General features: G+C 59.6%; 24 protein-coding genes and 1 riboswitch. Of the genes, 11 read left to right on the forward strand and 13 right to left on the reverse strand.

Annotated elements, in window-relative coordinates:
* The first annotated feature begins 174 nt into the window (after window positions 1–174).
* The 4 genes from NET03_RS11930 (at window position 175) to NET03_RS11945 (ending at window position 3089) form a co-directional block, all read left to right on the forward strand.
* A complete protein-coding gene (locus NET03_RS11930) occupies window positions 175–543 on the forward strand; it encodes a carboxymuconolactone decarboxylase family protein (RefSeq protein WP_252129152.1) in 369 nt (122 codons plus the stop codon).
* Between the two features lie 83 nt (window positions 544–626).
* Entirely contained in the window at window positions 627–1928 is a 1302-nt protein-coding gene (locus NET03_RS11935; protein WP_252129153.1) for a S41 family peptidase, read from the forward strand.
* Window positions 1919–2350, forward strand: a complete 432-nt coding sequence (locus NET03_RS11940; protein ID WP_252129154.1) for a DUF309 domain-containing protein — start codon at window positions 1919–1921, stop codon at window positions 2348–2350. The genes NET03_RS11935 and NET03_RS11940 overlap by 10 nt, the downstream gene beginning before the upstream one ends.
* A gap of 4 nt (window positions 2351–2354) precedes the next feature.
* On the forward strand, window positions 2355–3089 hold the full coding sequence (locus tag NET03_RS11945) for a PIG-L deacetylase family protein (RefSeq protein WP_252129155.1): 735 nt from the start codon (window positions 2355–2357) through the stop codon (window positions 3087–3089).
* Window positions 3090–4205: 1116 nt separating this feature from the next.
* Here the strand turns inward: NET03_RS11945 and NET03_RS11950 are convergent.
* From NET03_RS11950 to NET03_RS11985, 8 genes are read right to left on the reverse strand one after another with little or no spacing between them, the layout of a single operon-like run.
* Window positions 4206–4916, reverse strand: a complete 711-nt coding sequence (locus tag NET03_RS11950) for an ABC transporter permease (protein ID WP_252129156.1) — start codon at window positions 4914–4916, stop codon at window positions 4206–4208.
* Entirely contained in the window at window positions 4909–5484 is a 576-nt protein-coding gene (locus NET03_RS11955) for an ABC transporter permease (protein WP_353655825.1), read from the reverse strand. The genes NET03_RS11950 and NET03_RS11955 overlap by 8 nt, the downstream gene beginning before the upstream one ends.
* 12 nt (window positions 5485–5496) lie before the next feature.
* Window positions 5497–5802 carry an ABC transporter permease family protein gene (locus NET03_RS11960; RefSeq protein ID WP_252129157.1) on the reverse strand — a complete coding sequence of 102 codons (306 nt, stop codon included), beginning with the start codon at window positions 5800–5802 and terminating at the stop codon, window positions 5497–5499.
* A 4-nt stretch (window positions 5803–5806) separates the two neighbouring features.
* Window positions 5807–6823 carry an ABC transporter ATP-binding protein gene (locus NET03_RS11965; protein ID WP_252129158.1) on the reverse strand — a complete coding sequence of 339 codons (1017 nt, stop codon included), beginning with the start codon at window positions 6821–6823 and terminating at the stop codon, window positions 5807–5809.
* A gap of 28 nt (window positions 6824–6851) precedes the next feature.
* The gene (locus NET03_RS11970) at window positions 6852–7133 is read right to left on the reverse strand and encodes a type 2 periplasmic-binding domain-containing protein (protein ID WP_252129159.1); all 282 of its coding nucleotides are present in this window, start codon (window positions 7131–7133) and stop codon (window positions 6852–6854) included.
* A gap of 18 nt (window positions 7134–7151) precedes the next feature.
* Window positions 7152–7649, reverse strand: a complete 498-nt coding sequence (locus NET03_RS11975; RefSeq protein ID WP_353655826.1) for an extracellular solute-binding protein — start codon at window positions 7647–7649, stop codon at window positions 7152–7154.
* Window positions 7650–7658: 9 nt separating this feature from the next.
* Window positions 7659–8036, reverse strand: a complete 378-nt coding sequence (locus tag NET03_RS11980; protein WP_252129161.1) for a hypothetical protein — start codon at window positions 8034–8036, stop codon at window positions 7659–7661.
* Entirely contained in the window at window positions 8037–8738 is a 702-nt protein-coding gene (locus NET03_RS11985; RefSeq protein ID WP_353655823.1) for a GntR family transcriptional regulator, read from the reverse strand.
* Between the two features lie 556 nt (window positions 8739–9294).
* Between NET03_RS11985 and NET03_RS11990 the strand changes: the two genes are divergently transcribed.
* Together NET03_RS11990 and uppP are read left to right on the forward strand one after the other, a co-directional pair.
* Window positions 9295–10281 (forward strand): lysylphosphatidylglycerol synthase transmembrane domain-containing protein, encoded by a 987-nt coding sequence (locus NET03_RS11990; protein WP_252129163.1) that lies wholly within the window; start codon window positions 9295–9297, stop codon window positions 10279–10281.
* Window positions 10278–11108: an undecaprenyl-diphosphatase UppP gene (gene uppP / locus NET03_RS11995; protein ID WP_252129164.1), complete on the forward strand. Its 831-nt coding sequence runs from the start codon at window positions 10278–10280 to the stop codon at window positions 11106–11108. Before NET03_RS11990 ends, uppP begins: the two co-directional genes overlap by 4 nt.
* 118 nt (window positions 11109–11226) lie before the next feature.
* On the opposite strand, the gene NET03_RS12000 is transcribed toward uppP, so the two are convergent.
* Together NET03_RS12000 and NET03_RS12005 are read right to left on the reverse strand one after the other, a co-directional pair.
* Entirely contained in the window at window positions 11227–12882 is a 1656-nt protein-coding gene (locus tag NET03_RS12000) for an MFS transporter (protein ID WP_252129165.1), read from the reverse strand.
* A gap of 167 nt (window positions 12883–13049) precedes the next feature.
* On the reverse strand, window positions 13050–13394 hold the full coding sequence (locus NET03_RS12005; RefSeq protein ID WP_252129166.1) for a tRNA-binding protein: 345 nt from the start codon (window positions 13392–13394) through the stop codon (window positions 13050–13052).
* Between the two features lie 79 nt (window positions 13395–13473).
* Between NET03_RS12005 and NET03_RS12010 the strand changes: the two genes are divergently transcribed.
* Window positions 13474–14208, forward strand: a complete 735-nt coding sequence (locus tag NET03_RS12010) for an NUDIX hydrolase (protein WP_252129167.1) — start codon at window positions 13474–13476, stop codon at window positions 14206–14208.
* 629 nt (window positions 14209–14837) lie between these two features.
* On the opposite strand, the gene aceB is transcribed toward NET03_RS12010, so the two are convergent.
* Together aceB and NET03_RS12020 are read right to left on the reverse strand one after the other, a co-directional pair.
* Window positions 14838–16412, reverse strand: a complete 1575-nt coding sequence (aceB, locus tag NET03_RS12015; RefSeq protein WP_503008209.1) for a malate synthase A — start codon at window positions 16410–16412, stop codon at window positions 14838–14840.
* 107 nt (window positions 16413–16519) lie between these two features.
* The gene (locus tag NET03_RS12020) at window positions 16520–17680 is read right to left on the reverse strand and encodes an isocitrate lyase/PEP mutase family protein (protein WP_252129169.1); all 1161 of its coding nucleotides are present in this window, start codon (window positions 17678–17680) and stop codon (window positions 16520–16522) included.
* A 320-nt stretch (window positions 17681–18000) separates the two neighbouring features.
* Between NET03_RS12020 and NET03_RS12025 the strand changes: the two genes are divergently transcribed.
* Window positions 18001–18900 (forward strand): LysR family transcriptional regulator, encoded by a 900-nt coding sequence (locus NET03_RS12025; protein ID WP_252129170.1) that lies wholly within the window; start codon window positions 18001–18003, stop codon window positions 18898–18900.
* A gap of 3 nt (window positions 18901–18903) precedes the next feature.
* Here the strand turns inward: NET03_RS12025 and NET03_RS12030 are convergent, their stop codons facing one another.
* The gene (locus tag NET03_RS12030) at window positions 18904–19743 is read right to left on the reverse strand and encodes a DUF72 domain-containing protein (RefSeq protein ID WP_252129171.1); all 840 of its coding nucleotides are present in this window, start codon (window positions 19741–19743) and stop codon (window positions 18904–18906) included.
* 202 nt (window positions 19744–19945) lie between these two features.
* On the opposite strand from NET03_RS12030, the gene pdo reads away from it, so the two are divergent.
* The 3 genes from pdo to ribD all read left to right on the forward strand — a co-directional run bounded on the left by pdo (window position 19946) and on the right by ribD (window position 23657).
* A complete protein-coding gene (gene pdo, locus NET03_RS12035) occupies window positions 19946–20641 on the forward strand; it encodes a protein disulfide oxidoreductase (protein ID WP_252129172.1) in 696 nt (231 codons plus the stop codon).
* Between the two features lie 17 nt (window positions 20642–20658).
* The gene (locus tag NET03_RS12040; protein WP_286207460.1) at window positions 20659–22134 is read left to right on the forward strand and encodes a phytoene desaturase family protein; all 1476 of its coding nucleotides are present in this window, start codon (window positions 20659–20661) and stop codon (window positions 22132–22134) included.
* A 127-nt stretch (window positions 22135–22261) separates the two neighbouring features.
* A riboswitch (FMN riboswitch) is annotated at window positions 22262–22409 on the forward strand.
* A 93-nt stretch (window positions 22410–22502) separates the two neighbouring features.
* On the forward strand, window positions 22503–23657 hold the full coding sequence (gene ribD / locus NET03_RS12045) for a bifunctional diaminohydroxyphosphoribosylaminopyrimidine deaminase/5-amino-6-(5-phosphoribosylamino)uracil reductase RibD (protein WP_252129173.1): 1155 nt from the start codon (window positions 22503–22505) through the stop codon (window positions 23655–23657).
* The last annotated feature ends 78 nt before the right edge of the window (window positions 23658–23735 follow it).

Below are 23735 nucleotides of genomic sequence, written 5' to 3' on the forward strand. Positions count from 1 at the left end.
CCAGCTGGCTCTGCGAAGAGGGGCGAGTCGTCAGTGCTTGGCTGACTCCCATGCGTCTAGGGAGCGGCGATGGAAGTGTTATTGCCGACGAACTCACACAAGTTCACCCTTTGTCACAAGGTTGCTCTCGCGGTCGTACCAGTGAAGCTCGGCGAAGGAAAGGGGTAATTGGGGATGAGTGGTGAGAACCGGTTGGAACGGTTCCGAGCCTACCGAGCTCGGATGAACCAGCGAATCAGCGAGTTGGGGCATCGGGAGATGAACCGCTTCTTTGCCTTGGATAGCGCGACGTATCGGGACGGAGCACTCGATGCCCGGACCAAGGAACTCCTCGGTCTAGTGGCTTCGCTCGTCCTACGGTGCAACGATTGTGTCGAATATCACCTAGACCGTTGCGTGGAACTCGGATGGTCAGAGAGCGAACTCACTGACGCCATGCAGGTGGCACTCATGGTAGGTGGAAGCATTGTGATCCCACATGTGCGTCACGCGGTGGAGACACTCGACCTTCTGCGCGCCGAGAAGGAGCAGCGTCTGTCCTGAAGGCCACGGGAAGCCAAAGTCCGCATGGTGACTGGCTATGCTTGTGCCCGTGGTTGTGGATCCCCCTCTCGTGGAGGCGAAGCGTGCAAACAACAAATGGTAACAAGAACCGGGCACGGCCACCGGCACCGCAAGGGCCCTGGATTCTGATCTCGCTGGCGCTCTTCCTCGCCGGACTTTTGATCGGGCAGGCATGGCGGGAACCACTGGCTCCAGTAACTACTGCTGCCGAGGTGCCGACGCCCGTCGCGATCTTCAACGAGGCCTGGACGCTACTTTATGAGCACTATGTCGATCCGGCAGCGCTTGATGATAAGCGTCTTCTTGCTGGCGCGCTGCGAGGGCTTGCCGATGCAGTAGGGGACAATGGTCATACACGGTATCTCACTCCGGAGGAGCTTGCACAACACAGCGAGCAGCTTGCTGGCGAATATGCTGGGGTCGGCATCGAGATCGAAGAGCGAGACGGGCTTATCGTCGTCCGTGATGTCTTTGAAGGGTCGCCTGCGCAGCGGGCGGGTATTGAGGTCGGTGATGTCCTCGTTGCTGTGGACGGACTCCCGGTCAAAGAGCTTGGTCTGGATGGTGTGGTGCAGCATGTTCGTGGAGCAGAAGGGACTCCAGTGACCTTGACACTTGAACGACCACGTGATGGCCAAACGTTCGAAGTCACCCTCGTGCGTGCCAAGGTTCGGGCGCCGTTAGTACGCTGGGCGCTCCTGCCCGAGCAGGTTGGCGTGTTGCGAATCAGCTCGTTCTCGACCGGGGCAACGGACGGAGCGCGCGCAGCTCTGACGCAACTGGAGGAGCTCGGCGTGCGTGGCCTCATCCTTGATCTCCGCGGGAATCCTGGGGGACTGGTGGATGAGGCAGTCAACGTGAGCGGACTGTTCTTGCCGCCAGATACGGTTGTCTTTCGGTCACGTGACCGGAGCGGGAATGAGACGACGTACCGGACGAAGCCGGACAGCCAGCCGACCACGCTCCCGCTGGTCGTTCTTGTGGATCGCGACTCCGCCTCAGCGGCGGAGATTGTCGCCGGAGCTCTCCAGGACTATCGTCGTGCCCGGATCGTCGGCGAACGCACGTTTGGCACGGGGACGGTGCTCATCGAATTCCGGTTGCAGGACGGGTCTGCACTCCTTATCGGCACCCAAATCTGGGTAACGCCGAACGGTCGGGTTATTTGGCGGAACGGGATTGAACCAGACGTGCCAGTAACACTCGGGCCGAACGAGATGCCTCTGGTTCCTCGGAATGGCCAGCTCCTGACGAAAGATGATCTCCAAACCGATGCCCAATTGACGGCGGCCTGGCAGCTTTTGAACGGTGGAGATTCTGTACAGACTGCGGTGGTGGGTCCGGAGTGCGCCGGATGTCGCTGAAGGACGGTCTAGAAATCGCTTGCCGCGGAGCACCGCCTGCCGAGCTTGTGCAGGCCCGTGAGCTCTTTGCGAGCGGCCAGTATTTCACTTGCCATGAGGTGCTTGAAGAGCTGTGGCGACGCACAGAGGGGCCACTCCGCGACCTCTATCGTGGGTTAATTCAAGTCGCGGTTGGACTCTATCACGCGCAGCGTGGTAATGACGTAGGAGCGCGAAGGGTGCTGGCACGGGGGCTTCGGCGTGTGCAACAGTACCCGAATGGATGCCTTGCTATCGATATCGAAGCGCTCTGTATCGGAGCATCACGATATCTCGCTTGGTTGGAGGCAGGCGCGTTGCCTCCCGCCCCACCACTGCCGGAGTGGCGCTGGTGTGGTGGAACCTCTGAGAAGGACAATGACGAAGAGTTGACGGGAGTGTGAAGTCGTGCGGATACCAGAGCGACCGCAACGGGCACTGGTGGTGATAGCTCATCCAGATGACGCGGAGTTCGTCTGCGCAGGGACGGTCGCGCGGTGGGCGAGTGAAGGCAGCGAGATCATCTACTTGCTGGTGACGAGTGGTGACAAGGGCAGCAACGATCCAACGATGACGCCAGAACAGCTGATAGCGATCCGTGAGGCCGAACAGTGCGAGGCAGCTCGTCTTCTTGGTGTGCAACACGTGGAGTTTCTCCGGTATCGGGACGCGGAAGTTGTGGCTGACCTTCGCTTGCGGCGCGATCTCGTCCGAGCGATCCGACGGTTTCGCCCGGATGCGGTTGTCTGCCAGGATCCAACCGCCCGGTATTTTGGCCAAGAGTACATTCAACATCCCGACCACATTGCCGTTGGTGAAGCAACACTTGCTGCGGTCTTCCCAAGCGCTCGCGATCGGCTGACATTTCCGGAGCTCCTACGGGAAGGTCTGGAACCTCACGTCGTGCCATACGTGTATCTCACGGGTGCGCGAGAGCCAGATGTGTTTGTGGACATCACAGCCTTCTTTGAGCGGAAGGTGGAGGCCTTGCGGGCGCATCGGAGTCAACTGGGCGACTGGGATCCGGAACCGATGCTCCGCCTGTGGGCGCAGGATACGGCCGCGGAAGCGCGCCGTCGTGGCTGGCCCAATGCTGAGCAGATGCTCTTGGCTGAGGCGTTCAAGTTTTTCGACATTCGATAAGCCCCGGTTGAGTGGGTGACGTTGGGGTGTTGCGGTGTGAAAGGTGGCTTGTTGTGGTTGCAAGGGACAATGCCGGGGGGGACAAAGTGATACATACGCATGAGGGGAGCCGCGGCGACAACGAGCCAGGCACGAGGCACAAGAGAGGCGTCGCTAGGGGCGCGCGGGACAAGGAACGGTTGGTGAAGCGCTCGTGCGGTGCAGCGGTACAGGCGGGGTCTGCGCGAAGCGAAAAGTGATGCTCCGGTACGGGCATTCCGCACGCAAGGCAAAACGCTTGTCTCCCGGTTGCCAAAGCCTCAGGATAAGCCAAAATCCCAGGTAATATGAGCCAAAGAGCAACCAAGCCATCGATCACCGCTGAGGACTGAGTCAAGGACCCAAAGTGGGAAACGGTCTTCTGGGGCACGCCACGGATGGTTCACGTCAGCGGAATTCTGGCAAAGACCCCAGGGCGGATGCTTGGATGTGATGAAGTGTGTTTGTTTGAATAAGAAGCTATTCTGAGTACATGATCATGTTCTGAAAAATACTGCAACGACTATCGACAATAGCACGAAAATAAAAGTCACTAAGCAAAAAATCTCTTGGCATCACAGCGTTATGTGTTTGCTGGGAGCACTCGGGACCGTGAGTAATGAAGCGTCGATCGTGGGAAACTGCTGTTTGTCTGTGGGTGGGCGCAGACAAGTGTCTGCTGACGAATGGTGACAACGCTAGGGCACGGAGACTCCTGTGGAGTCGGAAGCAAGAAACAGTGTAATGAAAACTCTCGGGTGATGCTTGCACAGGCGTCGTTCACCGGTGGCAGACCAATTCGACCACAGATAGCACTGGGAAAGATCAAACACGAGGACTGCCTACCCCCGACACGGTTACGGTAAGGCATCGAGATCAGACGGCTTTGCTCCTGTAGTATGTTCGTCTTCTTCTTTGCTTCCCCTCCTAAACAGCTGGTATCGCTTGGCGAAGACTTTCGTGAGCTGCCATTTGCCGTTAACTTGCCCGCCGCGCACGGAGGAAAATCAGGAGTTGCACCGCGAGCGTGATTGACACGACGAGTACAAAGGCCGCGACAGCGTTTACGACGGGAGAAATCAGAAAGCGAATGCGACTCTATATTTCCAGGGGCAAGGTGATCACACCACTACCTGTAACAAAGAAGGTAAGCACGAACTCGTCAAAGGATAACGTAAACGCGAGGAGAAAACCAGCGACGAGTTCGGGGAAGACAAGCGGAAAGGTAACACGCCAAAAGGTTCGCCAAGGTGATGCGCCGAGGTCTTGGGATGCTTCTTCAAGCCGCCGGTCGAAGCCGCTGAAGGCGCTCAGAACGATGGCCAGGGCATAGGGAAATGCATGAACAACGTGGGCGATGAGCACACTGGGAAATCCCAGAGGGACCCCAATGCGTTTGAACCAGAAGTCCAGCGCAATACCAGACACGATACCAGGAACGACGACCGGTAAGTAGAAGCAGGCTTGGAGGAGACGACGCCGACGCGAGGGAAGCCGAACGAGCCCGAGCGCGGTGAGCGGCGCGAAGAGAATGGTAAGGAAAACTGTAGTGGTGGCGACGAGCAGGGAAGTCCGCACGGCACGCAGGAGATCACCATCACGTAAAGGTTCTTGGTACCAGGCCAATGTAAACCCGGTCGGTGGGAAGCTGGTTAGTCCGCTCGTGTTAAAGGATGCGATCACGACGACGATGATTGGAGCGAATAAATACGCATAGACGAGTGCGGTCACCGTATAGAGGACGAGGTGGCTCCAAGATCTTGTACGGTGTGGTTGGAGAGTCACTTGTGCGGCGGATCGCTCAGCCATAGAAGCGCTCCAGGTCGACGAGGCGAAAGAGGAGTACCAACGCCAAGAGGACAACTGCGGTGATCACAACGGCTAAAGCTGCTCCAAATGGCCAGTTGAATGCCTCACCAAACTGATCGGCGATGAGGTTGCCAATCATGAGATCACCGGTACCGCCCAAGAGCTGAGGCGTAACGAACGAGCCGAACACAGCGACGAAGAATAGTGCCGCTCCGGCTACAAGACCCGGGAGGGTCAGTGGCAAGGTCACGCGCCAGAATGTTCGCCAGGGGCGGGCTTCGAGATCAGAAGAGGCTTCCAGGAGACGTCGATCGAGCGAGCGACAGGCCGCGTAGATCGGGAGAATCATGAGCGGCAGGTGAACGTGCACGAAACCGACGATCACTGCTGCTCGGGTGTATAGGAGACCGAGCTCCACTTGCCCAGGAACGAGCAAAGAGGCCACGCTGTCCAGGAAGCCACCCTTCTGGAGGAAGCCGATCCACCCGTACGTACGGACGATATAACTGGTCCAGAAGGGAACAATGACAAACAGGAGGAAGAGCGGCTGTCGCCGTCGCGGAATCAGGGTGCCGAGCGTCTATCCGATTGGGTAGGCGAGAAGTAAAGCCACTACGGTGCTGACACTCGCGATCTCAAGTGAGCGAAGGAAGAGACGGCGATAGACCGGTGAGCTGACGATCCGTGCGTAATTGGCGAGCGTGAAGTCCGGTTGGATGAGGCTGGTAATCGGGTCGGTTGAATACACACTATAACTAGCAACTAAGAAGACAGGAAGGATAAGAAACAGGAGGAGAAGGAATACTGCCGGAGTCGCGAAAAGCAACCCGGTCAGGAGACCGGAGTGGTAAGCATAGCGGAGATGGCGCAGCCGCAAGGCGGACATTGCATCACTCAGTGACAACGTGGACACGCGACGGGTCAACCCCGACGGTGACCGCTTCTCCTACCGAAAAAACGCGCACGCCGGAACCAGTTGGAACATCGACCAAAACGCTAACTGCACCAGGCATCTCGACGCGGTAGGTGATTGTGGATCCCTTATAGATGCGTTCCGCGACTGTCCCTTGCCACACGACCGAATCATTTTCAGCTGATCGAAGTGTCAGCCAGTGAGGACGTACCACGAGGGCTTCGGGTCGGCCCGGAGTGAGACCACGCACCGGAACGGTCAGTCGATGCCCAGCGATCTCGAGGCATGCACTCGTTGCATCAGCAGCGCGAACAACGGCCGGAAGCACGTTGGCCGCGCCGAGAAACTCAGCAACGAAACGGGTACGTGGTCGCTCGTATAACTCCTCTGGTGTCCCGAGTTGCTCGATACGTCCGTGATTCATAACCGCCACACGGTCGGACATGGTGAGCGCTTCCTCTTGGTCATGGGTCACGTAAATAAACGTGATGCCAACCTGTGTCTGGAGTTGCTTCAGTTCGAGTTGCATTTGCCGACGCAGTTTCAAATCGAGTGCCCCAAGGGGCTCATCGAGCAAGAGGACAGCTGGCTCGATCACGAGCGACCGACCGAGAGCAACGCGCTGCTGCTGTCCGCCAGAGAGCTGGCGTGGATAGCGATTCTCGAGTCCTTGGAGCGCGACGAGCTCCAGCATTTCGCGGACACGCCTCTGGATCGTGATGCGGTCGACGCGACGTTCCCGCAAGCCATAAGCGATATTCTCGGCGACGGTCAGATGCGGGAACAGCGCGTAGTTCTGAAACACCATTGAGGTAGGACGCCGGTACGGCGGGGTCCTTCCCATGGGCTGACCGCGGATGACCATCTCGCCACTGTCGGGGTGTTCGAAGCCGCCGATCAGGCGAAGGGTGGTGGTCCTGCCGCAGCCGGATGGTCCGAGCAAGATTAAGAACGTGGTAACAGTGATCAGCTCGACGTCGTAAATCGCCGTCATGGCGGTATCAGTGGCACGTTTGTTTCGCTCATGCCAACCTAATCTCGTTCCAGAGTTCCGAGGCTTTCTGAAGTACTGCAGCAGAAGCAAGGTCGCCAAGGATCAACTTGGCACCGGCGGGTGGTTCGAAGCGAGCGCGCTCCTCGGGTGGCAACTCCTCGCGAGCTACCGCATTGACGACATGGTAACGCATACTCAGTAGCTGCAGAAGCTGGATGTCGGGTCGCAAGAGGAAGTCAATGAATTTGTGTGCATTTTCGACGTTCTTCGCCGTTTTTGGGATCGCACAGGTGTCGATGAAGATCAGCACACCTTCCTTAGGAACCGTTCAGCCGACCAGGGCGCCAAGGTCCTGTGCCATGCGTACGCGTCCGTCAGTGAGCTGGCCAACCACCGCTTCCTTATTGTTAAAGAGTTCCATTCCGTTTTGGTAATCCTTCCAATACTTGCGAACCAAGGGCTTCTGCTCAAGAAGCTTCTGTCGGATTTCGTCCCAACGAGTCGGTTGAATCGGGTCGTCTCCGATCATCAGGGCAGCGTAAGCGATCCGAGAGTACGCATTGTCATGAAGGGCGATCTGGCCTGCGTACGCTCGATTCGAGGTTACGGCCCAGGAGTTCGGTGGTTCCGAAAAGACGTCAGTGCGGTAGGCCAGGGCGTAGAAGACACGATCAAAAGGAACTGCGTAGGTCTTACCGTCTTTCACGTAGTACTCGAGGTTCTGATACTCTGGCATTAAGTTCCGATAGTTCGGGATCACCGTCAAATCCAGCGGAGTGAGCAGATCCGCTGCCATGGCTCGTATGACATAGCTCGTGGATGGGATGAAAACGTCCTACGATTCACCTGCTGGGAGCTTGGCCCACCATTCATCATTCGACGCGTAGGCACCAAGATAGGTTACTGTAATCCCCGTCTCCTGCTCAAAGGCCGGGATGGCTTGCTCCTTGATCCATTTCTGGTACCAACTGTAGACAACCAGTTTTCCACCCGAACCGCTGGAGACCGTCGGCGCTCCACTGGTCGCGGGAGTCGAAGTACTCGCCGTGCTGGCGCCGCTACTCGTCGTGGACGTGGGACTCGTGGCCTCCTGTCCACACGCGGAGAGCAGTGATCCGCTGACGAGACCGGCCGAAATCCCAAGCAGAGCGTGTAAGAGCTGCCGCCGCGAGCCCAGTGTGCCGCTCGTCGCAGCTCGGTGTATCTCATTCATCTATTCTTCCTCACGTCGGACTTGGGTCGGGACCACCGGTGAAGTTTCTCCAAACGAGGCGAGGAGCTTTGTACGGGCATCTCGCAGGTGGTCGCGGATCGCCGCTTCTGCACGTTCCGGCTTTCCACTTGCCAGGACCGCGAGGAGGTGAGAATGCTCCTGCACAAGCAGTTGCGGATCCGGGTAGATCGATCCAAGCAAGATGACTGTGCGCGCGATCAGTGTCTCAAGCTGACGAAGCAGCTGGGCAGTGATCGGTCGCCGACTTGCCACAGCGATAGCAGCGTGAAAGGCGGCATCGGCCTGCACAAGAGAGACCCAATCACTGCGGCTTGCAGCACCGTCCATCCGCTGGAGAATCTCGTCAAGCTCCCGAGCGAGTTCCTCCGTAAACGCTTGTGCGACCGTGCGGAAGACCGGTGGCTCGAGTGCCAGACGCAGATCAAAGAGTTCCTCGACCATCGTCGCCGTCAGCGGTTGGACGACATAGCCGTGTCGCGGACGAACGCTAAGGAACCCTTCGTGTGCCAGGCGCTGCAGCGCTTCGCGCACTGGTGCGCGACTGACACCAAGTTCGCGAGCCAGCTGCTCCTCGATGAGGCGCTGACCTGGCGGGAGTTGGCCGAGCAGAATAGTCTTACGCAATTGCTCTTCCACGCGTTGTGACAATGTGGAGGTCGAGATCGCTCGCAGTCGACGCACGGTCAGCGGATCTCCCGGTCATGAATGCCGTGGCCCGTCGATCGTCGACAGTCGACGGACCACGGCCAGCGTACGTGCCGACGCATTCGCTGTCAACAGGAGCGATGGGACAACCAAGCAAGGCGTGAGCTTGCAGTTCCAGGAGGATCTGACCGAAACGATGCTGATTCGCCTCGGTAGTGCCTTACGTCCGTGACCTGTGCACGATGCGGAACCGCACCTCTTTTGTCCGCGTCTTCTCTGAAGACAGAAGACGTAACGGATCGATGTCTCTGGTACCTTAGTGATGGTAGATGGTTGACGGCAGAGAGGCGAGTGGTCGCCCTATTGGTAGAAGTCGAGAACTCCCGGGCCCGACGAAAGAGATAAAGGAGTGGTACTGGCATTGATTCCGGAGGTCTCGGGATCATGGGTGCTTCTCATAGGCCGATTGGCCAAATCTGAGAGCTGGCAGTGAGAGCCATCAGCGGTGTGAGGTCCGCCGGCGCTTACAGACGCGTCCTGCTATACTCCAGCGGCGCCGACCGCGAGGCGCGAGGAAGGGACGAGCGAACCAGTGCGACGCGTCGTCATTGGTGTTCTGATTAGCATCGTCTTTCTCTTTCTCGCGCTGCGCGGTCAGGACTTCGCGGCACTGTTCGCTGCACTTCGAGCGGCCGAATACTGGTGGTTGATTCCCGCAATCCTCGTGTACTTCTTCGGAGTGACCGTGCGGGCAATCCGTTGGTCGGTGCTGCTGCGCCCGGTCTGCCGGGCATCTTGGCGTGATCTTCTTCCGGTTGTGGCGATCGGCTACATGGCCAACAACGTCCTGCCGTTCCGCACCGGAGAGGTGGTCCGTGCCTATGCCCTCTCGCAGCGGTTCGGCGCAAGCAAGACGGCGACGCTTGCCACCATCGTGATCGAGCGCCTCCTTGATGGCCTGACGATGCTTGCCTTTATCCTCGTTGCCTCAGTCGTGGTGGCACTCAACTCAACCTTGCGTCATGTCGCACTCCTGGCCGCCGGAGTGTTCTTGCCCACGCTCGCGCTGGCGCTTGTTGCGGCGCGATCACGGCACAGTATGAAGTTGGTTCAACGAGTGACGTTGCTCCTGCCGGGACGATTTCGCCCGCGAATTGACCGGATGGTGCGTGCCGGTTTCGACGGTATTGCTGCGCTTCGCCATGGACCCACCGTAAGAACAGCGGCGGTCCTGTCGGTTGTTGCTTGGTTGGCCGAAGCGGCGATGTACGGGCTGATTGCTCGGAGTTTCGGGCTGGACCTCTCACCGGCGCTTGTGCTGCTTGCCACAGCGGTTGCGAACCTCGCAACCCTTATTCCATCGTCTCCTGGGTATGTGGGGCCGTTCGAGGCCGCAATCCTCCTAGCACTCTCCGGGCTTGCTGGACTGCCGCGTGCGACAGTCTTTTCGTATGCCATTGTCTTGCATGGGGCTCTGTACGTCCCAATAACCCTTGTTGGCCTCGCCTTTTGGTGGCAGCACCAGTTGAGTTGGACGGTCATCCGTCGGGCGCAGGCAGAGGAGGCGTCTGGGTCGTGAATCCGTTGCAGGCTCTGATCCTCGGGGTGATTCAAGGACTCACCGAATTTCTTCCGATCAGTAGTTCGGCACATCTGATCGTCGTTCCTTGGCTTCTTGGATGGCCGGAGCCCGGGCTCGCGTTCAATGTCGCTCTTCATCTGGGAACGTTGACAGCGGTGGTCGTTTACTTTTGGAGGGATCTCCTCGGAATTGCTCGTGGCTGGATGCAGGGTCTCTGGACACGACACCCGTTCGGGACGGTCGAGGGACGGCTCGGCTGGGCGATCATCGTCGGCTCTGTCCCTGCCGGTGTCGCGGGATTTCTTGGCAATGATCTCTTAGATCACTTCTTTCACGCAGGTGGTGGAGGGAAACTGGCGATTGCGATCACCGCGGTACTCCTGGTGGTTTTGGCGATCTTGCTGTGGGTGGCGGAAGTTCGTGCGCGCCATGTCCGTGCCCTGGGCCAGCTAGGCCTCCGTGACGGATTCTTGATCGGTGTCGCTCAGATGTTCGCACTGTTACCCGGTGTCTCCCGCTCCGGAAGTACGATCACGGCTGGGCTGTTTCTTGGTTTCGAACGGTCAGCGACAGCGCGATTTTCTTTCCTCCTTGGTACGCCAGCGATCCTCGGTGCTGGATTGCTCGAAAGTCTCCAGCTCCTGCGGACTGGTCTCCCGCAGGAAGAGTTCATCACGTTCGCACTTGGTCTCGCGAGCGCAAGCATCACCGGATTTCTCGCGATTGCGTTTCTGCTGCGATTTCTCCAACGTTACAGTACGCGGGTGTTTATTTTGTATCGGCTTGCCCTGGGTACGGTGTTGCTGCTTCTTGTATTACGCTGACCCACGCATTCGCAGGGTGGGCAGCGGGTGAGCCAGCTCCCGGGGCGGCGTATCTGGCAGGAGGGCCTGCCGCTCACTTCAACGGGTGTGCAGCAGCCGGCGTCCACCAGTGAACGGTTCAAGACGGGCTTGAGGCAGGGGGTGCAGCCTGAGCCTTGGCACGTATTGCCAGTCGCTCGGCTACCTCGTCCTGCTGGCCGGGACGAATATCCGGGATTAGCCAGCTCGCGACAAAGCCGATCATGATAAACGCCGCCGCCACCAGGGCCGTACGGTGGGCAGCAGTGGTAAACGCGTCTTCAATGGCACGAACGACTGCTTCAGTGCCCGGCTGAGCTCGCAGCTGAACAAGGATCTGTCCCGCCGATTGCTTGGTTGCTCTGGCGAGTTGGGTCACTTGCTCTACTGGGAAGCCCGGGAGCGCCGAAAGACGGCTTTCTGTTCCAGAACTAAGTCCAGCGGACAGCACCGTGCCCAGGATCGCGATTCCAAGGGCAGCGCCGACCTGACGGGTCGTGCTTTGTGTCCCTGAGGCTTGGCCGGACTGGGCAGTCGGAACCTCCGCCAAGATGACGCTGGTGAGTTGCGCCGTGGCCAACCCGACCCCGAGCCCGTACAGGAAGAGTGCTGGGGCAATTCGCCACCCGGTCGTGGTCGGATCGAGCACGGGAATGATCGCGAGCAGGCCAACTGCCTCAAGGAGCATACCGGCGCGAACGACTTGGCGTGCGCCAAAACGTTGGGCAAGGTTCGCTGCAGCAGGCCCACCGAAGAACGCGCCGAGTGCAACCGCAACAAGTACCAGTCCGGTCTGGAACGCTGAATAGCCGAGGACAGACTGCAAGTATAACGGGAGTACGAAGACGATGCCGAATTCCCCCAGGCTGACAATCAGTGCGGCGAGGTTTCCCCAACGGAAACTGCGGTAACGGAAGAGCCGCAAATCCAGAAGTACTGGGTGTCCGCCGCGGACGCGGTTGAGTTCGAACAACGCGAAAGCTGGGAGCAGGACCGCAGCGATGGCGAGCGCGACTGGGACGGGGGAGGCTGTCTCCAGCGGCCAGGTCCACGAGCCGAGACGGAACGTCTCCGTCGGTTGCCACCAGCCGTACCGTTCCCCTTCGATGAGTCCAAAAACGAGAGCGCCAAATCCGAGGGCACTCGTCAGAATACCGAGCGGATCCAGACCGCGTTGGGCATATGGATCGCGCGTCTCAGGAACAGTCAGTGCCGCGAGAGTGGCAGCCACAACGCCGATCGGCAAGTTGATGTAAAAGGCCCAATGCCAAGAGTAATTGGTGGTCAGCCACCCGCCGAGGAGCGGACCGAGAGCTGCCATGCCACCGATCACGGAGCCCCAAATGCCAAAGGCAATGGCGCGCTCACGCCCACGAAACATGACGTTGACCGAAGAAAGTGTCGAGGGCAGAATGAGCGCGGCGCCAATCCCTTGAAGTGCCCGTGCCGCGATCAGTTGTGACCCAGATGTCGAGCGGGCTGCAATGAGGCTCGCAATCACGAAGACTGCAAGACCCAGGAGATACATGCGTTTCCGACCGAAGAGGTCTCCGAGTCGGCCGACAGTAACGAGCAGGGCAGCGAAAACCAGCGAGTAGATCGTATTCACCCACTCGGCATCAGTGAGTTCGAGCCGAAGGTCCTGGATAATGCTGGGAATGGCGACGTTGACAATCGTTGCATCGACGATGATTATCGCCAGTCCGAGCGCAAGCCCGGCAAGTCCGAGCCAGCGGCTGCGTGATGGAGTGCTCATCACTGTATCTCCAATCCTGACCCAAGCTACCTAAAATTATCTCACATTTACTCCGGCTTAAGTATAGCACAAGCCTCGCTGACGCTTCACCTCTCTGCTGCATGATCATGGATCGCGGTGACGATTACGCCACGAGTACCCCAGTGCGCCAGGACGCTACCGTCTCTTTAGGCAATTGGAGTTCCCAGTTCGGCTGCATTGTCCGGTTGCAGGAGGATAACCCGACCATCGGGTTGAATGGCTCCAAGGACGAGCACCTCAGAGGGAAATCCCGCCACGCGACGGACCGGCAGGTTGACGACGGCAACGACGAGCCGACCGAGCAAATCTTCCGGCTGATACCAGGGGCGAATGGCGGCCGATGAACGCTTGATCCCGAGCGGCCCGAAGTCGATGGTCAATTTATACGACGGTTTACGCGCTTCTGGGAATGGTTCGACACCGATAATGCGCCCGACGCGCATATCGACCTGCTGGAAGAGCGTCATGTCAATCGGTGATTTGGCGTCCATCATCCCTCCTTTCTCGTCGGCGAAAGAGTACCATCACCACGGTCGAGTGCTTCGATCGCTGCGTGAAGGTGAAGCCGGCATGGCGAGCTCCATGACAACTGATCCGCAGGATGAGCTGTTTGACGTCCTCACGCCAACGGGTGAGCCAACCGGACGAGTGGCACCGCGTGGTGTCGTGCATCGGGTGGGTCTGTGGCATGCAGCGTTCCATCTTTGGATCATCTGGCGCGACGAAGATGGTACGGTCGTCCTCCTACAGCGCCGAAGTCGAACGAAGGACACAATGCCGGGGCGGATTGACGTCAGCGTTGGTGGACACTTCCGGCACGGGGAGTACCATCGACAGTATCTCCGGCAGGGAAAGGCCGTGACACCAATCCTTCGTGAGGTCCACGAGGAGCTTGGCCTTGTGGCGTGCACGACGAACGTGCACTGGATCGGGACACGCTGGTCCGAACATCGCGAGACCGGAAAGTGGGATCGAGAAATTCAGGAACTCTTTCTGTGGGTGCTCCCGGCAGCACCAGAGATGCTTTGGCCTGATGTACAAGAGGTTGAGCAGGTGGTTGTTGTTCCACTTTCGTCGCTGGCGGAGTTGCTCTCCGGTACGGTCGCCGGTATCTCAGCACGGATCCTGTGGGATGCGTCATCGGGGTCAACCCAGGGGCGTGAAACCTGGATCACTCTGGCCAACCTTGTCCCCGGGCGACAAGCCTATTGGCGGGCAGTGGTACCGCAGCTTGAGGCCGCTGCGGGCGGTCAGCTGCCATCGGCACTAGTGTTTCGTGATGATGGGCCAGAGGAGACGTCGTGACACGAAATCCAGGCGCGGAGGGGAGAGCTGCGAGGGAATTTACCCAATGTCGACTACATGTACGCCGCGCGCGTGACAGACGTCCGTTCTTCGACACTGCGCCTCAGCACCGAAAGTGCGGCGGCTTTCGTGCTCGCTTGTCACATAGTTCAGCATCTCGAGTCGTTGTGGTCCTCGGTCAGGTAACCGTACCGGCCCTCACGTCATTCATCGCACTCCAGACGATTACGCCCCTGAAGCACTCGGCAGTGGTTGGGGAACCGGTTGGCACGGAGGCGGGTGCGTGAGGCGATGCCTCGGTGGCCAGACGACCTGCCGATGAAAGGGGATCGATGCTGTCAAGTTGAGCGGGGCGATGATCGTCTGAGGGCGGCGCCCATTGTACAGTCGACGGTGGTTGGAACTTTCACGTTACCAGCGATTGAAGTAAAGGCCCGAACGTTGCTCTCCAGCCTCGGCGAAGGCAGTAGCCAGCGGTGCCGAGAATCGAAGTGGGGCGCGAGCCGAAGTACTGTCAGGCCCCGAGGCATTTCGAAAGGAAAGGCACGTCATGTTGCGAGGGCGAGGAGCTGGAGCCTCTCGCGGAGCAACTTCTCGCCCTCGCTTCCTTTCAGGAGAACTGTGCTTCTTCAGTCGATATAGTTGTAGGCAATGTACGTGAGGAACTCGGTGAATTCGTCAGCAAGGACAAGCTGATCGAGGATCTCACGAGCTTCGCGGAGCCGCCCGTTTTGCTCACCGGCAAGCTTCGCAAGTTCTTCGTCACGGATTTGGGAGTAGAGTTCGGACGTGACGGGGCGCCCATCTGCCAGCAGTGCGCCATGATAACGCCACTGCCAGAGTTGTGCGCGTGAGATCTCGGCGGTCGCCGTGTCCTCCATCAGGTTAAAGATTGCGGCCGCACCCTGTCCACGCAGCCAGTTGTCAAGATACTGAAGAGCCACACTCACGTTGTTGCGGAGGCCGCCTTCGGTGATCTGACCGCCGGGGACACGCACATCGAGGAGATCGCGGGCTGTGACGCGGACGTCCTCGCGCAGACGATCTTTTTGGTGCGGTTTCTCGCCGAGCACGCGATCGAAGACCTCCATGGCGATAGGAACCAGGTCAGGGTGGGCGACCCAAGTTCCGTCGAAGCCATCATTGGCCTCGCGTTCCTTGTCCTCACGGACCTTGGCCAAGGCGACTTCATTCACTTGTGGATCGCGGCGGCTGGGGATGAAGGCAGCCATTCCACCGATGGCATGAGCGCCCCGCCGGTGACAGGTGCGGACCAGCAGTTCGGTATAGGCGCGCATAAAGGGGACTGTCATCGTCACCTGTGCACGATCCGGAAGCAGGAATTCGCGGTGGCGTCGGAACTTCTTGATCACGCTGAAGATGTAGTCCCATCGGCCAGCGTTGAGTCCTGCGGCGTGGTCACGGAGCTCCCAGAGAATCTCGTCCATTTCAAAGGCAGCCAGGATCGTTTCGATCAGGACAGTCGCACGAATCGTGCCACGCGGTATACCAAGGCGGTCTTGGGCGAAGTTGAAGACGTCATTCCAGAGGCGCGCTTCGAGATGGCTCTCAAGTTTTGGTAGGTAGAAGTAGGGGCCGGTGCCTCGTTCCAGGAGTTCGTGGGCATTGTGGAAGAAGTAGAGCCCGAAGTCGAAGAGGCTGGCTGAAATCGGCTCGCCGTCGACCAAGATATGTCGCTCGACGAGATGCCAGCCGCGTGGTCGGACGAGGAGCGTGGCGGTTCGTTCAGCAAGGCGGTAGATCCGTCCATCAGGACTCTCAAAGCTGATCGTCCGTCGGACAGCATCGCGGAGATTGATTTGCCCTTGGATAACGTTCGACCAGGTTGGTGAGAGAGCGTCCTCAAAGTCGGCCATAAAGACGCGGGCACCGGAGTTAAGCGCGTTGATCATCATTTTCCGGTCCACTGGACCGGTGATCTCAACCCGTCGATCCTGCAGATCAGACGGAGCCGGTGCGACCTTCCACTCACTGTCCCGGATGTGGACCGTCGCGGGAAGGAAGTCAGGAAAATGTCCGGCGTCGATCTCCTGCTGGCGCTCGGCCCGCCGCTGCAGCAGTTCAAGGCGGCGGGGGTTGAATTCGCGGTGGAGCGCGGCGACGAAGTCCAGTGCTGGCTCGGTGAGGATTTCGGCGAACTCGGCAGTCACCGGGCCGATAATACGGATTTCTCCTCCCATCAGGTTGCCTCCCTCACCTGATCACCGCACGATATGCTCGCGGTTAGTGTAACGAAATGACGCCGGGATGCGGAGAGAGCTCTCTCCACATCCCGGCGTCAGCGGTTGCTTCAGACTACAGCTTCTTCAGGAAGTTCCTCCTCGAATTGGATCCCGAGGCGTGGTGCGTTGTATGCCTGACCGAGCAGATGGTGATATGGGACACCGGAGAAGAAGTGATGGCTGCGTGTGGGGAAGTCGGTGTCTGGTGCCCACTCACGGCGCTGCAAGTCGATATAGGCCTGCTCCTGGCGAGCAGCGAGGTCTTGCAAGAGTTGGCTGAAGCCGAGTCCCATGGCGTGCTGGGCAGCCAGGGTAATGAAAATAAAGCGGACACCCATCTCGCCGAGTTCGCGGAAGCTGATCGGGTTCGGGTCAGTGAACCACTTGAAGGACGAGGACCAGTTGAAGGCGAAGCGGGCATCGGGGAAGCGCTTGCGCACCTCTTCCACGAAAGTTTCGAGGGGACGGCGGTCCGAGGTGGGGAATTCACACCAGAGAAGGTCAGGCACACCACTGTCAAGATAGCGGAGGGCTCGCTCTATAGCGAGCGGGAGGCCGCGGATTGACTCCGGTGCATCAACGGCTGAGACGCCGTCAGTGCGAGCAATGATGACGAAGTCACGATTGCCAAGATCATCGGCCACTGCACGCATCATCTTGAGCTTACCGACCATTTCCTGGGCGGGAATGAGTGCCTTGCCGCCGATATGCCCGCAGCGCTTCGGCATCACCTGGTCTTCAATGTGCGCTCCCGCCACGCCAGCTGTGACATAGAGTTCGGTCGTGCGCTGGACGTTGAACATGTTCCCATAGCCGGTATCCATATCGGCGACCACCGGGGGGATATGCAGGTGCTTGGGCGGAATACCCTTCTCAGGGTCACCAACGGCCATCGTCAGTTGGAACTTGCGGAGCGCTGAGACGATGCGACGGGCAGCGTCGGCGATTTCCACACTTGAGTAGAGGTCCATGTCGGTTGTCCCGAGATGGCCGATAGCAAATGAGTAGCCGCTGAAGTAGACAGCGGGAAAGCCGTAGTACATCACGAGCTGTGCCCCGTGCGGATCGAACACACCGGGTGCGAAGACGAAGGGCAGCGTCTCGAGAAGTTGGCGCAGCCGTGTGCTTGGGTGCACCCAACGAGAAGCGGGCACCCGGTATCCGGGTGGGAGCAACGGGGTCTCACGGAGTTCGTCAGGATTGGCGACCGGTTGGGGCAACGACCACATGGCGATCCTCCCTTCTTTTTGCTTGACAATAACCAACAAAGCGTATTGCCGTACGCGCAGTGAGACCGCGGCGGCGAACGAGGAGGGTGCCGAACCTGTTGTGCCAGGGGATCAGCGTGATACTACAGTGCCATAGGCTTTGTTGCGGTCGGTTGAGGTGAGCAGGTGTGTGCTCTTCTCTGCGCTGATCTGCCTGGGCATACGATCCCTCCCTCGGACCGATCACTCCTGACGGAGCCGCTCCATCACTTCACAGCATACCGATATGGGCATATAATTCGCAATAGCACTTTGTGATGTGTTGCATAGGGGGAATCTATATGGACGTGAGTTTACGGCAGCTGCAGGTGTTCCGAGCTGTGGCGCGCCACCGCAGCTTCTCGCGTGCCGCTGAGGAGCTCGTGATCAGCCAACCAGCTGTCTCAGCTCAGATCAAGGCAATGGAACAGATCCTGAACGTGCCGCTCTTTCAACGTACCGGACGTGGAGTCGAGTTAACTGAAGCGGGACGCCAACTCCTTCCCTATGCCGAGCGGTTGCTCGATCTTCTGGACGAAGCGTTGAGTGCGGTGCGCGAGCTGCGTTGTGCCCAGCGTGGTCAAGTACGGGTGGCTGCCAGTACCACAGCGGGCATTTACGTCGTTCCCAAGGCGCTCGGTGCCTTTCACCGTGCCTATCCTGGTGTGGAACTCTCGCTTGATGTGCTCAATCGCTTTGCTGTTCACCAACGGCTGCTCGCCGGGGACGCCGATCTTGCAATAATGGGGCTGATCGAGGATCCACAGGACCTAGAGATTGCGCAGTTCCTGCCGAACGAACTTGTTGTTATCGCCTCACCTCGCCATCCACTGGCGCGCCGTCATCAAATACCGCTCGAGGAAATTGCGCGCGAGCCGTTCCTCGTCCGGGAGATCGGCTCCGGAACGCGAGCCGATACCGAACGTATCTTTGCCGAAGCAGGTTTCCCGATTCGCGTGGCGATGGAGCTCCGGAGCAACGGTGCCATTAAGCAGGCGGTCGCTGCGGATCTCGGGGTGGCCATTATGCCACGCGATGCGATTGGGCTTGAACTCGAGACTGGACGCCTCGTCATTCTTGATGTTCAGGGGTTTCCAGTGCGACGCTGGTGGTCACTTGTGCGACGGGTCGGGCGTCCGGTCTCAGCCGCTGCCGATGCGCTGTGGCACTTCCTCCTCCAATACCGTTTGCAGGTGCACTGACGCTCAAGTCAGGTTTGGCAACGGTGGGTGCTCAAGACCAAGGAGATCCATGAGGAGCACGGCGTTTCGTGGTCCTTGATTACCGTAATTCGTATTGAAGAAGACATGGACCTCCTGTGCCTCAGCAGCAGCCCGGAGCAGCTTCGGTCGCCACTCTTCGAGCTCCTCCTGACGGTACTCCCAGTTGAAGCGCTCGCCGGTCTTGCCTGTGAAACGGTACCAGGTCTCGGCATTTCGACCGTGAAAGCGTACGACCGCGAGGCGGGGATTGGTCACGGCATAGACCGGTGGAACACAGCCGATTCCAATCTGTGGCTCGTCGACCATCGTGTAGCTCAAGCCCGCCTCCCTGAGTAGTTCCAAAGTCTCGTGGGCATGGCGCTCATCGAGCCAGTCGCGTCGCCGGAACTCGACCGAGATTGACAGGCCAGGGAAGAGTTCTGGCAACAGGCGGAGATATTCCCGGTGTTCCTCGGTATTGCGATACGACGGCGGAAACTGGAACGTGATCGCTCCCAACTTCCTCGCAGTGATCAGCGGCTCGATCGCGTCAAGGAAGCGAGCAGCGATCTCGCTATCGGGAACGGGCGCTTCCCCGCCCGGCTGCTCGGGTGTTCCAGTCAGCTGGCGCGGCGGCTTTACATCGAAGACAAACTCAGAGGGAGTGCGCTCAACCCAACCTTGTACCACTCGGCGCGATGGGATGGCATAGTAGGTCGAGTTCACCTCAACGATGGGGAAGTAGCGGGCGTAAAAGCGCAACCGCTCACGGTCGGGAATATTCGGCGGATAAAATCCCTCGTGGTCAGTCCAGGACGACGTCCCGATAAGGATGCGACTCATGCGAACCTCCTGCACCATCGTACCATCAGTGAGCGCCACACGAGAGTTGCGTTCGCAGTGCGTGCTGTAGGAGAACCGCTCTGCGCTTCACGTCCTCGCGGCTGTCGTCATCACGCCCGTATCATCACGGCTTGAGTTGGTTGGATATCTTTTCGTCGGTTACGCTTGAGCGTGTTGCTGCGTGGAACGGGAAGGGGGTACCATGCCGATTCTTAGGCAGTCGGACCAGGAATATCTGCGGCAGCTCTTTGCAGAGCGGCTCCACGATCCGGTAACCATCCGTTTGTTCACTCAACGCGTGACCCAGATCCGCATCCCTGGATACGAGTGCGTGACCTGTCGCGAGACGAACGAGCTGCTTGAGGAGGTTGCAGAGCTCTCTGACAAGATCACGCTGGAGGTGCATGATTTCCTGCAGGAGCAGGAGCTGGCGCGTCAAGAGGGGATTGAAGACATCCCGGCTATCGTCCTCAAAGGACACAATAAGGGGACAGTGCGGTTTATTGGTGTGCCAGCAGGCTATGAATTCGCAACCCTGATCGAGGACCTTGTTGATGTGTCTCGGGGGACGACGGAACTCACTCCGCTCAGCCGGGAGACTCTGGCGAAGTTGACCCTACCGGTTCATATCAAGGTCTTCGTCACCCCCACCTGCCCATACTGCCCTTCTGCTGCTCGTCTCGCGCACATGATGGCGGTGGAAAGCGAGTTGGTTGTTGCTGATGTCATCGAGGTCAGTGAGTTTCCCCATATTGCGCAGCGTTATCGGGTGTACGGTGTGCCAAAAGTCGTCATTAACGAATCGCTCGAGTTCGAGGGAGCTCGACCGGAAGCCGCCTTCGTCGCGATGGTTGAGTCGGTGGCAGGTCGACAAAACGAGGAGGCACCGCAAGGCTGAAAGATACTTCTGCTCTTCTGCGGCAGTCTCGATGGGACGCGGTCGTCGTCGGCTCTGGTCCGAACGGACTGGCGGCGGCGATTAGGCTTGCGCGCAAGCAGCGGCGCGTGCTCGTCCTGGAGGGGCAGGAACGGAGCGGAGGAGGACTGCAAACAGACTTCAGCATTCTGCCCGGTGGCCGACACGATCACTGTGCGACGGTGTTGCCGCTTGCAGCGGCCTCGCCCTTCTTCCGTGCGATCGGTCTCACAGAACGTCTCTCCTGGGTTCATTCTCCTGCGGCGCTAGCTCATCCGTTCGATGACGGGAGCGCGGTCCTGCTCTGGCAAGATCTGGAGCGCACCGCAGGCGAGCTCGGGGCGGATCGAGGAAGGTATCGAGCACTGTTTCAACCGTTACTTGAGCGTGGTGATGCGCTGCTCGCGACGCTTCTCACCCCTGCTCCCGGCGCGATCTGTTTCCCCGGCTTTTCGGTTCCCTGGAGTGCACTTTTCCACTTCGCTCGGGAGGGCACGCGCTCGGCAGCACGGTTGTGCCAGCAGTTTCAAACGGAACAGGCACGGGCATTACTTGCCGGACTCGCGGCACACAGCACGCTGCCGCTCGAACGAGTGCCCTCAGCCGCCTTCGCCCTGGTGCTTGCACTGTGCGCGCATCTGGTCGGTTGGCCATTACTGCGAGGCGGCACCGTGCAACTTACCGCTCGTTTGATCGACGAACTCGCTGCCTGGGGTGGAAGACTTTCCAGCGGGTGTGGAGTCTATCGACTTACCGAGCTCCCCCCGGCTCGCGCGGTGCTCCTCGACCTGGTTCCGAAAAATGCGCTTGCGCTTGTCGGTCAGCGTTGGCCCCGCCGGTATCGCCAGCAGCTCGCACGTTTCCGGCATGGCCCTGGTGTCTTCAAGATCGACTGGCTGCTCCGAGGCGAAATTCCCTGGCGGGCCACGGCGTGTGCTCTTGCCGCGACCGTTCATCTTGGTGGGACAGCCGAGGAAATCGCTGCGGCAGAACGAGCGGTCGTGAATGGCCGAATACCGGAGCGACCGTTCGTGATTCTCGTCCAGCCAAGCCAATTTGACCACAGTCGCGCGATGCCCGGGGTAGCTGTTGCCTGGGGATACTGTCACGTGCCGAACGGCTGGCAGGGGGACGCGACGGAGGTGATTGAGCGCCAGGTGGAACGGTTCGCTCCCGGGTTCCGCTCGCGGATTCTCGCTCGCCGGGCATGGAGCCCGCTCGAGTTGGAGCAGAAGAACCCCAACCTTGTGGGTGGTGATCTTGCGGCCGGTTGGCCAACGCTCGGCCAGTTGTTGACGCGTCCCTCCTGGTGGCCATGGCCACCATATCGAACTCCCGACCCTGCGTTGTTTTTCTGCAGTGCGTCAACGCCACCGGGTGGTGGAGTCCATGGTCTGTGCGGGTACTGGGCCGCGCGGTGGGTGGATCGTTGGCTGCAGCGTCTGGATCGCGTGGATCGGCTGAAATCGATGTGACCGGGACCTAGTACAACGCGTCGATCCCACATTTTGTCGGCCCGGGGAATCATCTCGAGGACCACTCGTGTGGGAGATGTGCCGAGTGAGTTGACGGACGACGCAGCGCGCCGTAGACTGGGCAGTGCAAGACCTTCGGGGCAGGGTGAGGCGCGAAGCGCCAATTCCCGACCGGCGGTAAAGCCCGCGAGCGGTCACTGGCCGCAGGATCCGGTGAGGCGCCAACGGTGCCAATTCCGGGGCCGACGGTATAGTCCGGATGGGAGAAGGTCGTTGTTCCGGTCGTTTGCACCGGTCTCTCAGCGACTTCGACCGATCCTGAACCCGGGGGCTCTGCCGCCCGGGTTCTTCGTCATGGGGCGAGGGACATGAGCGACGCGTACGCCTGCGATGTCGACCAGCAGTGGATGCGGCGAGCGATCGCCTGGGCCTGGCGCGCACAAGGACGTGTCGCCCCGAACCCGGCGGTCGGGGCGGTCCTGGTTCGCGACGGTGCTGTGGTCGGCGAAGGTTGCACGCAGCCGCCTGGTGGGCCGCATGCGGAGATTGTCGCCATGCGTCAAGCGGGCGAGCGGGCCCGTGGAGCAACCCTTTACGTCACACTGGAACCCTGCGCCCACTACGGGCGGACTCCACCTTGTGTCGATGCGATCCTGCAAGCGGGCATTGCACGTGTCGTTGTAGCGGTTCTTGATCCCTATCCCGAAGTTGCTGGGCGGGGTATCGCACGGCTCCGCGAGGCCGGTATCGTGGTCACCCTGGGGGTGGAAGCGCAAGCAGCGGCCGAGGTCAATGCTGGATATTTCAAGCGATTGCGGCATGGTTTACCGGACATCACCTTGAAGTACGCAATGTCGCTCGATGGGCGTATTGCGACGCGCAGCGGTCATTCGCGCTGGATCACCGGTCCTGAAGCACGCCGATACGCACACCAGCTGCGGGATCGCCACGACGCGATTCTGGTCGGAGTAGGAACGGTTCTTGCAGACGATCCGGAATTGACAACACGTCTCGATCCGGAGGATGCCGGCGACGGTGGCCCGCACCATCCGCTACGCGTTGTGCTCGATACACACGGGCGGACACCGCCATCGGCGCGCTTCCTTGCTCCGGATCTCCCTGGTCGTACCCTGATCGTCACAACGGAAGCAGCCCCACCGGAGCGAGTTGGAGCGCTGTGGCGCGCGGGGGCGGAGCTTGTCTTCGTTCCACAGCGCTGTGGCCGCGTTGATCTCCGGGCTGCGTTGCGCGTTCTTGCCGAGCGCGGGATTAATCGAGTGCTTGTCGAGGGGGGCAGTCGCGTGCTCGGCGCGTTTTTCGACGAGGAGCTCGCCGATAGTGTGGTGGCCTTTATCGCGCCAGTGCTTATCGGCGGGGCGAACGCACCGGTCCCGCTGGCTGGGCAGGGCGTCGAGACGATGGAACAGGCTGCCCGGTTACGAGACCTGCGTGTGCGTCAGGTTGGTACAGACGTCGTCATTGAAGGAAGACTCCGACCGCTCGAGATTCCGGAGGGCGTGTGATGTTCACCGGTATTGTCGAGGAAATTGGTGAGGTTGTGGCGGTGCAGTCGCTCCCGGGGGGAGGGGCTCGGCTTCGCG

It is taken from the genome of Thermomicrobium sp. CFH 73360 (assembly GCF_023806465.1).
Taxonomy (GTDB): Bacteria; Chloroflexota; Chloroflexia; order Thermomicrobiales; family Thermomicrobiaceae; genus Thermomicrobium.